Raw genomic sequence first — 12,142 nt, 5'->3', positions numbered from 1 at the left:
AGGCTCACGGGCTCAGACGCTCCCAGCTCTCGTCCATCTGATTGCGAAACCAGGTCATCTGCCGCTTGGCATATTGCCGCGTTGCCGCTGCTCCGGTTTCGATGACCTCTTCCCGCGTCATCTCACCCTTCAGCATCGCGGCGATCTGCGATACCCCGATCGCCTTCATGACCGGCATCTCCGGCGACAGGTCCAATGCCAGCAAAGCCCGCACCTCCTCCTCCGCTCCCATTGCCAGCATCGTCTCGAAGCGGCTGTTGATGCGCTGGTGCAACAGCGCGCGCTCGGGCAGGACAACGATTTTCCGAGCACGATCTGGATCGATGACCATTGGCCCGGTCTTGCCCTGAAAGGCCGCAATCGAACGGCCCGTCGCCTCCATCACCTCCAGGGCGCGGACAATGCGCTGGCCATCCTGCGGGTTGAGGGTTTCAGCAATAGCGCTATCACGTTCTGCAAGCTCGCCATACAGCGCCTCCGCCCCTTCCGCCAACAGCCGACTGCGAAGCCGGCTACGGATGTCAGGTGGAATCTCGGGCATGTCGGAGAGCCCGCCAGCCAGCGCTTTGAAATAGAGCCCGGTACCACCGACGAAGACAGGCAATCGCCCCTCGTCGCGCAGGCGCTCGACCAAGACGCCTGCCTCACGCAGCCAAGCGCCGGTCGAATAGGCCTGTCCCGCCGGCACATGACCGTAGAGATGATGCTGAATGCCTTCCATCTCGGCCTCCGAGGGCCGCGCAGTCAGCACGCGCAGGGTGTCGTAGACCTGCATGCTGTCGGCATTGATGACGACGCCGCCATGCAAACGGGCCAATTCTACCGCCAGCGCGGACTTGCCGCTGGCGGTCGGCCCGGTTATCAGGATCGCGTCGATATCGCTCACAAGGTTTCTGCTCATGGCCCTCGTTGCCACGCTTATTGCCAATCCGTCAAACCCTGTTCTTGTTCCGGCCATCGCTGAACAGGCGGCTGATGCTGTCAAAGCGTCCGGGCTCTATTGGCTAGCCGATGGCATTGCCTGCGATATCGCGCTTCGCGACGGGACTGATATCGGGGCCGCAGAGGCCAATATATTGGCCGTGATCGGCAGCGAGCCGATCGATCTCGTGATTCAGGATGCCGACACCCGCCGCAAGAAGTTGCTGATTGCCGATATGGACTCCACCATGATCGGCCAGGAATGCATCGACGAGCTTGCCGCCGAAGTCGGCATCAAGGAGAAAGTCGCAGACATTACGGCTCGCGCCATGAATGGCGAAATCGCCTTCGAGCCGGCGCTGCGCGAGCGCGTGGCGCTGCTGAAGGGATTGCCCATTTCCGTCGTCGACGATGTCATTGCCAAGCGCATCACGCTGACGCCTGGCGGCCCCGAACTCATCGCGACGATGAAGGCGAAGGGCTACTACACCGCCCTCGTCTCCGGCGGCTTCACCGTCTTTACCAGCCGCATCGGCACCACCCTCGGCTTCGACGAGAACCGCGCCAATATCCTGCTGGAAGAAAACGGCATCCTGACCGGGCTCGTCGAGGAACCGATCCTCGGCAAGCAAGCCAAGGTGGATGCGCTGAACGATATCGCCGGCAAGCTCGGCATTTCCACCGATGACGCGCTCGCCGTCGGCGACGGCGCAAATGACCTCGGCATGCTGCAGCTTGCCGGCTCCGGCGTCGCACTTCACGCCAAGCCGACGGTCTCGGCACAGGCCGGAATGCGCATCGACCATGGCGATCTCACCGCCCTCCTCTACATCCAGGGCTATCGCAAGACGGACTTCATCAAACCATAGAACGGCGCAATCGCCGGGATCGGGGCTTTGGATGATCATCACCGAAACCGACCGCCTCATCATCCGCAACTGGCGCGAGACGGATCGTGATCTGGCCTACGAGATCAATTCCGACGAAGCCGTCATGGAATTCTTTCCGTTCCGCCGCAATCGTGCGGAAGCCGACGCTTTCTTCGATCGCGTTCATGCGATGATTTCAGAAACCGGGTTTGGCCTCTATGCCCTTGAGCTCAAAGAAAGCGGAGAAGCGATCGGTTATTGCGGATTGATGCGGACAGATCATCTGGAACCCTTCGTGCCGGCGGGGACGATCGAGATCGGCTGGCGCCTGGTGGCACGGCAATGGGGCAAGGGATTCGTCAGCGAAGCGGCGCGAGCCCTGCTTGCCCACGGTTTTGACAGGCTCGGCCTGGACCAGATCGTCTCCTTTGCGGTGCACAATAATGTCAGGTCGACCGCTGTCATGGAACGTATCGGCATGCGTCGTGTCGAAGGCGGTGATTTCGATCATCCCAACGTGCCCGACACCCATCCCCATCTGAAGCGGCATGTGCTCTACCGCCTGACGGCAGCCGAGTGGCGGGCCCGGCAGGCAAAGCAAGCCGGGCGCTGACCCTCTACTCCAACGCAACGGCGATGAAGCGCAAGTCACCGTTCGGAGACGCAACCATCATCTGCGCATTGCGACGTCCCTCGCGCTTCAGAGACGCCACCTTCTCCGAGGCGGCACTCGGCGTCTGGACGAATTCCTGCGCCACTTCCACGACGACGTCGCCGGGTTTCAGACCCTTGTCCGCCGCTGCCGAACCGGGCGCCACTTCAGTGATGACGACGCCATCGACGCTATCGGCGATGCCGAAGCTTTTGCGGTTCTCCGATGTCAGCGTCGCGAGCTTCATGCCCAGTATGTTCGAGGTCGCCTGCACCGGTGGCTGAGCCTGCGGCGATTGCTGCGGATCGGCGCCCTGGTCCTGCCCATCCATGCTGTCATCGCCACCCTCATCGCCCTCGTCGGGGTTGATGACGCCGCCATTATTGCCATTATCGTCGGGCGCAAGCTGCGGCTTCTTGGTCTTGTCGGTGCTGGCGGCTGCCGCCTGGTCGCTGTCTTCCAGCCGGCCGAGGGTCACCTTGACGGTCTGTTCCTTGCCCTCACGGAAAATGACGACATCGACTTCCTTGCCGACGGGGCTTTCGGCGACGACGCGCGGCAAGTCGCGCATCTCTTCCACATCCTTGCCGTCAAATTTGAGGATGACATCGCCCGCCTTTATCGAGCCGTTATCGACAGGGCCACCCTTGATGATACCGGCCACGAGCGCGCCCTTGGCTCCGGCCAGCCCAAGACTGTTGGCGACATCATCCGTTACCGGCTGAATGCGTACGCCGAGCCAGCCGCGGCGCGTCTCGCCGAAATCCCGGAGCTGATTGACGACGCCCTCCGCCAGTTCCGACGGGACGGCAAAACCGATACCGATCGAGCCGCCGCTCGGGGAGATGATGGCGGTGTTGATGCCGATCACCTCGCCCTTCATGTTGAAGAGCGGGCCGCCGGAATTGCCCTTGTTGATCGCCGCATCCGTCTGGATGAAGTTGTCATAGGGACCGGCATTGATGTTGCGCCCGCGGGCCGAAACGATACCGACGGTCACGGATCCGCCGAGGCCGAAGGGATTGCCGATCGCCATCACCCAGTCGCCAATCCGCATCTTGGAGGAATCGCCGAACTTCACCGCCGTCAGCGGATGCTTCGGCTCGACCTTAAGCACGGAAAGATCGGTCTTCGTATCCGTGCCGATCAATTTTGCCTTCAGCTTGGTGCCGTTCGGGAAGATCGCCTCGATATCGTCGGCGCCTTCGATGACGTGATTGTTCGTTACGATGTAGCCGGAGGGATCGATGACGAAGCCGGAGCCAAGCGAGCTCACCTTGCGATTGCTGTTGTCGTCTTTCTTGTTGTTGAAGAAATCGTTGAAGTAATCCTGATACGGCGAGTTATCCGGCACCTTCGGCGTCGCCGGCCCATCGCCCTCGTCCTTCACCTTCTGCGATGTGGAAATATTGACGACGGCATCCAGCAATCCGGAAGCAAGATCGGCAACCGAAGCCGGGCCGGCATTCACTGCCGGGTTTATCGCGCCAGGGTTCAACGTAGCCGTCGGCGATGCGGCCGGAGGCGTCTGGTTGTTGGTGGCCGGCGCCTGGGCGCCCGCCGTCGCACCGCTATTCTGCGTCTGCGCATAAGCCTGTTCGGTAACGCCCGCAACGGGGCCGGCAATCAGTGCGATGCTGGCCAGCAAGGCAAACGAACGGCTGAAAGGCAGGCGATTGGTCGAAGCCATCAGGCATCCTCATCAGGAAAGGGGAAATCTTGTATAAGCATCAACATAAGGCGGAATGATGAAGCGTGAAATCACCTTTTTGCGAAATCCCCGCACTCCCCGCCGGCGATACGGCATGGTAAAGGCGATGCGATCCGCAATTAGGAAAAGGGCCGCCGTGAGGCAGCCCTTCCATTCCTTGATTTGACACCTTAATTCGCGGGCGACGTCGGATTGGCAAGCGCCGGCGCCCCGGAATTGGGCGCGGAACCCACGGGACTGTCGAAGTACTTGAAGAAGTCCGACTGGTTCGGCGGCAGGACAAGCGTCTTGCCGCCCGAGGCGAGCGCCTTGGTGTAAGCGGCCATCGAGCGGTAGAACTCGTAGAAGTTCGGATCGCGCTTCGAGGCATCGGCGAAGATGCCGTTTCGCTCGGCTTCGCCCTCACCGCGCAGCACTTCGGAATCTTTCTGCGCGTCCGCAACGATCTCGACGACCTGACGGTCCGCGATTGCACGGCGCTTCTGGCCTTCCTCGTTACCGCGAGCGCGGATCAGTTCGGCTTCAGCCAGACGCTCGGCCTTCATGCGGTCGTAGGTCTGCTGCGACACTTCCTGGGTCAGATCGGTGCGGCGGATGCGGACGTCCTCGATGTTGAGGCCGAGCGATTCGGCATCGCGATGCAGATCGTTGCGCACTTCCGTCATCATCGAGGCACGCTCGTCGGAAAGCGCCGCTTCGAAGCCGCGCAGACCGTAGACACGGCGCAGGGCAGCGTCGAGGCGGGTTCTGAGGCGCGATTCAGCCGCGTCGCGGTCGCCTGAAACGGTCTCGCGGAACTTGCGTGCATCCATGATCTTGTAGACGACGAAGGCATCGACTTCATAGAACTTGCCGCCAGAGACCTGGACGCGAATATTGTCCAGATCGAAGCGAAGCTCCTGCAGCTGCACATACTGGACCCGATCGGCATCCATGAAGGCGAAAGGCAGCTTGAAGTAGAGACCCGGTTCCGTCTTGACCTCGCGGATCTGCCCGAAGCGCAGGACGATCGCCTGTTCACGGGCATTGACCACGAACACCGACGAATAGATGAGCAGCAGCACTACCGCGAGGGCGATGAGAATGGCTGGCAAACGGCTGGACGTCATTATTTGGCCTCCGGCTGAGTTGCAGCGGCGGGCTTGCCCGTCGGCGTCGTAGACTGCTTGCCGATGTCATTCAGCGGCAGGTAAGGCACGACACCCTGCTTGTCGTCGATGATGATGCTGTTGGAATTGCCGATGACGGACTCCATGGTTTCGAGAAACAGACGCTTGCGGGTGACTTCCGGCGCCTTGACGTATTCGTCGTAGATCGAGATGAAGCGCTGTGCCTCACCCTGAGCTTCCTTCACGACACGGTCCTTATAGGCGGCTGCTTCTTCGCGGATTTGAGCCGCACGACCGCGCGCCTGACCGAGCCTCTGGTTGGCGTATTGGTTGGCCTCTTCCACCTGCTGGTCTTCATTCTGTTCGGCACGCTGCACTTCGTCGAAGGCGTCTGCCACTTCGCGCGGCGGCGAAACATCCTCGATCGGAATTGCGTTGATGGAGATGCCCGAACCATAGCGATCCATCGTATCCTGGATGATGCTCCTCACCTCGGTTGCGATTTCCTGACGCTTGTCACGATAGATGTCCTGGGCGGGACGGCGACCGACGACCTCGCGCATGGCGCTTTCGGCAACCTGCTGTAGCGTCTCGTCGGGGGTTTCGAGATGGAACAGATAGGATTGCGGATTGGTCACTGTATACAGAACCGAGAACTGCACGTTGACGATATTCTGATCGCCCGTCAGCATCAGGCCGGCGGTCGAGCCGGCGGTCGAGCGGCCGCCGATGTTGCGCTGCTGCTCAGTCACCTTGACGAATTCGATGCGGTCCATCGGCCAGATGTGGAAGTGCAGGCCGGGCATCGAGACTTCTTCGCGCGGCTTGCCGAACCGAAGTTCCACGCCGCGCTCGTCCGGCTGCACGGTATAGATGCACTGGATCAGCCAGAAAACGGCGATCACCGCGATGATGATGAGGACGACGCCTGCATTGAAGCCACCTGGCACGAAACCTTTCAATCGGTCCTGACCGCGGCGAATGATATCCTCAAGGTCCGGAGGCCCTCCATTGCCGCTTCCCCGCGGCCGGTTTGGTCCTTGCCCCCAAGGTCCCTGATTATTTCCGCCGCCACCGCCGCCCCATGGGCCGCCGCCGCCGCCATTCTGATTGCTCCAAGGCATCAAAACCTCTTTGTTTGTTGACTCCCGATATCACGCCGATCCCGCGGAATTCTTGGCTCGATATCCGCGGGTGGCAGCGATTGTTTCCCGTTATAGGTATCGAAGCACCTGCTTTCAACGAGACTTGAGGAAGTTCGTCGGATTCATTGGAAATATTTGCTTTCCGGGGGCAGCTTTTATGCTTTTCGCCTGAAATAGCGAACGAAACGTGTCGGATAAGTGTCCTTCTCGCCGGCCGGCACCGCAAGCTCACTTTCGGCTTGCCATATGGCGGGATCGATCGCTGGAAAGGACGTGTCGCCCTCTACATCCGCCTCGACATGGGTGATCAGCAGCCGGTCTGCCAGACCGATTGCCTGCCGATAGATTTCGCCGCCGCCGAGGATGCAGATTTCGTCGACATTGCTCTCGTTCGCCAGACGCGATGCAACAGAGATCGCTTCATCGAGCGAATGCGCCATCGTTATTCCCTCGGCTGAAAAGCCGGCGTCACGGCTGATGACGACATTCGGCCGGCCGGGCAAGGGCCTGCCGATCGACTGGAACGTCTTGCGGCCCATGATGACGGGCTTGCCGAGCGTCACTGCCTTGAAGCGTTTGAGATCGGATGACAAACGCCAGGGCATGTCGCCTTCGCGCCCGATGATGCCGTTGCGCGATACGGCAACGACGATGGTCCTGATCGGCTGGGTCATGCGTCTCCCTCAGTCCTTGTCACCGACACCAATCGAGTCGGCGCGACGACTTTACATCAGGATGGCGGTCTTGGGAGGCGGAAGACGCCTCACCCTCCATTATTGAGCCTGTCGAGCTGGCCGGCCAAAGGACCTCCATCTTCCCGATCCCTGGCCATCTTCCGATAGAGCCCGGCCATGCCTTTGAAGATCAGGGCGGCGGGATCGTCCTCCCCGAGGAATTCGGAAATCTCCTCCATCTCCGCGACCCAGCGATAGGCTTTGGGATACATGTCCGGAATGCCGTGGACGAATTTCGCATCGAGGTCCGGCAGGCTTTCTTGAAGTTCGCGTTTCAGGGCAGCATCGGCACCCGAACGGATCGCGGCAAGCAGCATGGCGGTGCCGAGGCCCGTCACGCCTTTGTTGATGCCGGCGTAGCACATCTTCAGTGCCGAGGCCGCGCCGATCGCCCCATCGATGCGGCGGACCTGCAGTCCGTATTCGACCAGCACGCCGCTGTCGTTCGCCGTATCGCCGCTCACATAGAGTCTCGGTCCCTTCTGGCCGGGCTTCGGCGGACCGCCGGTGATGGAGCCGTCGAGAACCACGCCGCAGTCGCTGCCAAAGATCGACGCGACCTCGGCCATGGTCTTCGGCGAGATCGCGTTGCAGTCCATGAATGTGGCCTTGCTTCCGCTCCGCCGAAGCTCGCCGGCAATTTGCCAGGCGACGGTCACTGCTTCAGCAGGCGGAACGATAGAAAGAATGAGAGAGGAAGCAGCGATTGCGGCCAGATCGACCGGCTCCATGCCAGCTGCTTTCGCCCGCTCGATGGTCGAAGCCGAACGACCCTCGAGATAGGTGACCACCCTCGCCCCATTCTCGACCAAACGCCGGCCAACGGCACTCCCCATCGCCCCGGCTCCAATGACTGCGATCTGCAAGGTCGATCTCCTTCTCCGCATAGGAAGGCGGCAGCATATCGCCTATCGCTCGACCGGACGAGCGCAATGCCGCGCGGTAACGCCAAGTTTAACGCCACCTGTCATGCGTTGCGCAGCACGAGGACGGCATAGGTGCAAGGCTCTCCGCTTTCGTTCTTGAAGACGCAATCCGTCGGTGGGCCGAGCTCGAGGCAATCGCCTGCGGACATCGAGTGCCTAGCATCTCCTTCGATAAACGTCAGCCGCCCCTCCAATACCCAGATGAGCTGCCGCATGAAGGCATAGGCCGATGCCGGCATCGGAACTTCCGCTCCCGCAGGCAATTCGATGCGCACGAGATCCAGCGGCAGATCCGATTTCGGCGAGACGTGCCGCCGCTTGTAACCCGTCTGCGGATCGACCCAGACGGGCTGTTCTTCCTTCCGGAGAAAGCGGCCCTGCTGCATCTCGGCGCGCGCCATCAAGGTCGACATGCTCAAGCTGAAGGCGCCGGAGAGCTTGCCGAGCAGCGCCGCCGTTGGGCTGCTCTCGCCACGCTCGATCTTGTGGATCATGGCCCGGGAAACGGCCGAGCGCTCCGCCAGCTCCGTCAACGACCAGCCGCGGCTTTCCCGTTCAATGCGAATCCGCGCGCCTATGCGCTTGTCCATATCATCAAGTTGAGACATGCGTTTACTATAGTGGACTTTCACGAGAGTGACAATCGACACATGTCGTCGTAAAACCTGGGTTTATGGGTATCTTCGTCTGCGCTCCGCTGCAGTCCTGTACCAACATAGTAGACAGTTGCCGAAATCAGTGTATGACAGCATGAAAAACAAACGACACGGCCATTCAATTTCATGGATGGTGTCTACGGAGCCGCCGATGCAAATTCACGATGCGAAAGATGAAGATCTCGCCGGGATAACCGCAATCTACAATGACGCCGTCGCCAACACGGCGGCGATCTGGAACGAGACGCTTGTCGATATCGCCAACCGCAGGCAATGGCTGCAGGATCGGCACAAGCTCGGCTATCCGGTCCTCGTTGCGACCGACGATCACGGCGACGTCATCGGCTATGCCTCCTTCGGCGACTGGCGCGCCTTCGACGGCTATCGGCATACGGTCGAACACTCCGTCTATGTCCGCAACGATCAATATCGCGGCGGCATCGGCAAGGCGCTGATGATCGAGCTGATCGAGCGCGCCCGGGCGATTGGCAAGCATGCGATGATCGCAGGCATCGAGGCCGGCAACGAAGCTTCGATCCGATTGCATGAAAAGCTCGGCTTCCGGCAAGTCGGCCTTCTTCCGCAGGTCGGCACGAAGTTCGGGCGGTGGCTGGATCTTGCCTTCCTGCAACTGCTCCTCGATCAGCGCAGCGATCCGGACGCTAAGCCGAGAGCCTAAACCGCCACTTCGGCCGCGATCGCCGCGTGCGGCTCATATCCGAGAACCTCGAAATCCTCGATGCGATAATCATCGATGCTGTCCGGATGGCGCAGCAGGCGCAAGGTTGGAAACGGCTTCGGCTCGCGGCTGAGCTGCTCCCTGATGGCATCCAGATGGTTGAGATAGAGGTGGACGTCACCACCAGACCAGACCAGCTCGCCCATATCCATACCGACCTGCTGCGCGACCATGGCGAGCAAAGCCGCCTGCTGGCAAATATTGAATGGATTGCCGAGGAACAGATCGCATGAGCGCTGAAAGACCATCAGGCTGAGGCGCGGGCGCTTGCCCCCTTCGGCCGAGATATTCGATACGTGAAACTGATAAACCATATGGCAGGGAGGCAGCGCCATATCGGCCAGCTCGCCGACATTCCAGGCATGGAATATCATACGCCGGCTGCCGGGATTGTTTTTCAGATCGCGGATGACCGATGCGAGTTGGTCATGCACCCGGCCCTCCGCATCGCGCCATTGCCGCCACTGCTTGCCGTAAACCGGGCCAAGGTCGCCCCATTGGAGTGCGAAAGCTTCGTCCTCGAGAATCCGCTTCTCGAAAGCGAGCTGATCGATATCCTCGCCCGTTGCCTTGCGATATTTCGCCAGCGGCCAGTCGGTCCAGATCCGCACGTTCTCTTTCAGGAGATTGCGGATATTGGTGTCGCCGGTCAGAAACCAGAGCATCTCCTTGACGGCCAGTTTCCAATAGACGCGCTTCGTCGTGAAGATCGGGATCTGCCCCTTCGAAAGGTCGAAGCGCATCATCGCACCGAGGCCGCTCAAGGTGCCGACGCCCGTGCGGTCGATCCGGCGATCACCATGCTCGAGCAGGTGCTCCATCAGGTCGAGATATTGATACTCCGGGTGACGAGCCATCTTCCGCTCCGAAATCGCTTGAATTTCCGGCCCTAACAGCGGTCGAACGGCCGCCTGCCGATTCCTTTTTCGCAATTTTAATGACAAGCCGCTGAGAAACCAACCGCGGCCAAGCGTAATTCAGGCAAATCTCCGGGCTTCGCGGACAAACCGATGTTTCCGCGACGTAATTATGACAATTGCCCTTCCCTTCGGCTGCGGAAAACACTATATCAGCCTTGCCGGTCTTCGGGCCGGCTATGGCGATAAATGAGCGGTGTAATAAACCTATTGGACCCGGGGGCGGTACCCGGCGCCTCCACCAAAAACCGGCCGGCAGGACTGACGCCAGACCGGCTTTTGATGGGGGCGAAACAGGATCGACAAGGGTGTAAAGATCGACTTTTCGCTCGGCATTGTACCGCCGTTATCGGGCTAAAATTGTAGTTGCAAACGACAACTATGCGGAAGCTCGTCTCGCTGCTTAATCGCGGTGTGACACTTCAAATAAAGTCCTAAGGGGTCGCACTCTTAGGCGGGGTTCGAAGGCACCTGGCAACAGAAGCCTTCACCTTCTTCTCCAGTGCTATATTATAGGTCGACAGGCGATGACTCGCGCATAGGGCTTTTCCGGCGGCGTTCAGCGTGGCATAAGCCTATAAAAAACATGGCCAACGAAAGACAGGAAAGCATGGGGCAGGATCATATCCGCTACGACATTTTGGCACAGGACGCCTTGCGTGGAGTCATCCGCAAGGTGTTGACCGAGGTCGGCGCCACGGGTCGCCTGCCCGGTGACCATCATTTCTTCATCACCTTTCTGACGGGCGCTCCGGGCGTGCGCATCTCGCAGCACCTGAAAGCGAAGTATCCCGAGCAGATGACCATCGTCATCCAGCATCAGTTCTGGGATCTGAAGATCACGGAAAGCCAGTTCGAGATCGGCCTTTCCTTCTCCGACGTTCCGGAAAAGCTGGTCATCCCTTTCAACGCCATCCGCGGCTTCTACGACCCTTCGGTAAATTTCGAACTGGAGTTCGACGTGCCGCTGGCCGACGAGGAAGAGGATACCTCCTCCAGCGAGATTACGGCCTATCCGGTGCCGGTCGAGGGAGAGGAAGCTCCGGTGGCTGCGGCCAAGGAAGGTGAGGAAAAGAAACCGGGATCGGTCGTCTCTCTCGACGCGTTCCGCAAGAAGCAGTAGGCCTAACCGGGGAGGCATTCGCCTCCCCTTCGCATATCACGGGGGATCGATGAGCGCCGAAATCGTCAATCTGCGTCAGTTTCGCAAGAAGCAAGCCCGTTCGGTCAAGGAAAAGCAGGCGGAGCAGAACCGCATCACCTTCGGGCGGACCAAGGCAGAAAAGAGCCTGGCGAAAGCACTCAACGAGAAGAACGTAAAGACGCACGAAGCGGGCCGAATCGAGACGACGGAGAGTGAAGACTAGTTTTGGTCTCGAGATAAAAAACTTCAGAAATCAGTTGCTTACTTCCGCATTTTGAATCACTTTCAGACATTATCCCGCCATTTCCGATTTTTGATCGATCCGCCGATGATCCGTAAACATTCCGCGACGCTGCATGGCCATCGCACAAGCTTTTCCCTGGAAGATGCCTTCTGGACAGAACTGAAGGCCATTGCCAATGCGCGCGGCACCTCGCTGGCGGCACTGATCTCCGAGATCGACGACGGCCGCGAGGCCGGCAGCAACCTCTCCTCCGCACTCCGCCTCTATGTCCTCAAATGGCTCAAGGATCGCAAGTAGAGCAATTTCAGGAAAAGTGCATAGCGGTTGTTCCCGTCCGGGATTGCATGGAGCAAATAGGGCAGTTGGCGATCCCGC

14 protein-coding genes and 1 other RNA gene are annotated in these 12,142 nt (G+C 59.9%); 7 read left to right on the top strand and 8 right to left on the bottom strand.

Translation table 11 applies throughout. From position 1 onward, the window contains the following. Positions 1-4: 4 nt before the first annotated feature. Positions 5-901, bottom strand: coding sequence for a tRNA (adenosine(37)-N6)-dimethylallyltransferase MiaA (gene miaA, locus DQ393_RS22330; RefSeq protein ID WP_181592406.1), 897 nt, complete (start codon positions 899-901; stop codon positions 5-7). On the opposite strand from miaA, the gene serB reads away from it, so the two are divergent. Then, entirely contained in the window at positions 900-1,790 is an 891-nt protein-coding gene (serB, locus tag DQ393_RS22325) for a phosphoserine phosphatase SerB (RefSeq protein WP_112344059.1), read from the top strand. The two genes, miaA and serB, sit on opposite strands and share 2 nt — an antisense overlap. A gap of 31 nt (positions 1,791-1,821) precedes the next feature. Then, positions 1,822-2,403 carry a GNAT family N-acetyltransferase gene (locus DQ393_RS22320; protein ID WP_112343903.1) on the top strand — a complete coding sequence of 194 codons (582 nt, stop codon included), beginning with the start codon at positions 1,822-1,824 and terminating at the stop codon, positions 2,401-2,403. A 4-nt stretch (positions 2,404-2,407) separates the two neighbouring features. On the opposite strand, the gene DQ393_RS22315 is transcribed toward DQ393_RS22320, so the two are convergent. The 6 genes from DQ393_RS22315 to DQ393_RS22290 form a co-directional block, all read right to left on the bottom strand. After that, positions 2,408-4,132 carry a Do family serine endopeptidase gene (locus tag DQ393_RS22315; RefSeq protein WP_112343902.1) on the bottom strand — a complete coding sequence of 575 codons (1,725 nt, stop codon included), beginning with the start codon at positions 4,130-4,132 and terminating at the stop codon, positions 2,408-2,410. 191 nt (positions 4,133-4,323) lie between these two features. Continuing rightward, a complete protein-coding gene (gene hflC / locus DQ393_RS22310; RefSeq protein WP_112343901.1) occupies positions 4,324-5,262 on the bottom strand; it encodes a protease modulator HflC in 939 nt (312 codons plus the stop codon). Then, complete coding sequence (gene hflK, locus DQ393_RS22305) at positions 5,262-6,386, bottom strand: FtsH protease activity modulator HflK (RefSeq protein WP_112343900.1); 1,125 nt, start codon at positions 6,384-6,386, stop codon at positions 5,262-5,264. Before hflK ends, hflC begins: the two co-directional genes overlap by 1 nt. A gap of 176 nt (positions 6,387-6,562) precedes the next feature. Then, complete coding sequence (locus tag DQ393_RS22300; protein ID WP_112343899.1) at positions 6,563-7,081, bottom strand: dihydrofolate reductase; 519 nt, start codon at positions 7,079-7,081, stop codon at positions 6,563-6,565. Positions 7,082-7,170: 89 nt separating this feature from the next. Further along, complete coding sequence (locus DQ393_RS22295; RefSeq protein ID WP_112343898.1) at positions 7,171-8,007, bottom strand: NAD(P)-dependent oxidoreductase; 837 nt, start codon at positions 8,005-8,007, stop codon at positions 7,171-7,173. 101 nt (positions 8,008-8,108) lie between these two features. Continuing rightward, positions 8,109-8,675, bottom strand: a complete 567-nt coding sequence (locus DQ393_RS22290; RefSeq protein WP_112343897.1) for a helix-turn-helix domain-containing protein — start codon at positions 8,673-8,675, stop codon at positions 8,109-8,111. Positions 8,676-8,874: 199 nt separating this feature from the next. Between DQ393_RS22290 and DQ393_RS22285 the strand changes: the two genes are divergently transcribed. Beyond that, positions 8,875-9,402: a GNAT family N-acetyltransferase gene (locus tag DQ393_RS22285; RefSeq protein WP_112343896.1), complete on the top strand. Its 528-nt coding sequence runs from the start codon at positions 8,875-8,877 to the stop codon at positions 9,400-9,402. On the opposite strand, the gene thyA is transcribed toward DQ393_RS22285, so the two are convergent. Then, complete coding sequence (gene thyA / locus DQ393_RS22280; protein WP_112343895.1) at positions 9,399-10,319, bottom strand: thymidylate synthase; 921 nt, start codon at positions 10,317-10,319, stop codon at positions 9,399-9,401. The genes DQ393_RS22285 and thyA overlap by 4 nt on opposite strands. A gap of 181 nt (positions 10,320-10,500) precedes the next feature. Between thyA and ssrA the strand changes: the two genes are divergently transcribed. From ssrA to DQ393_RS22260, 4 genes are all read left to right on the top strand, one after another. Beyond that, positions 10,501-10,871, top strand: a transfer-messenger RNA (tmRNA) gene (ssrA, locus tag DQ393_RS22275). Positions 10,872-10,989: 118 nt separating this feature from the next. Then, complete coding sequence (locus tag DQ393_RS22270; RefSeq protein ID WP_112343894.1) at positions 10,990-11,502, top strand: SspB family protein; 513 nt, start codon at positions 10,990-10,992, stop codon at positions 11,500-11,502. 49 nt (positions 11,503-11,551) lie between these two features. After that, positions 11,552-11,746 carry a DUF4169 family protein gene (locus DQ393_RS22265; RefSeq protein WP_112343893.1) on the top strand — a complete coding sequence of 65 codons (195 nt, stop codon included), beginning with the start codon at positions 11,552-11,554 and terminating at the stop codon, positions 11,744-11,746. Positions 11,747-11,851: 105 nt separating this feature from the next. Beyond that, the gene (locus DQ393_RS22260; protein ID WP_112344058.1) at positions 11,852-12,064 is read left to right on the top strand and encodes a ribbon-helix-helix domain-containing protein; all 213 of its coding nucleotides are present in this window, start codon (positions 11,852-11,854) and stop codon (positions 12,062-12,064) included. Positions 12,065-12,142: the final 78 nt, after the last annotated feature.

It is taken from the genome of Martinezella tropici (assembly GCF_003287875.1).
Lineage (GTDB): Bacteria > Pseudomonadota > Alphaproteobacteria > Rhizobiales > Rhizobiaceae > Rhizobium > Rhizobium tropici_C.
This window is presented reverse-complemented; position numbering and strand designations above follow the sequence as displayed.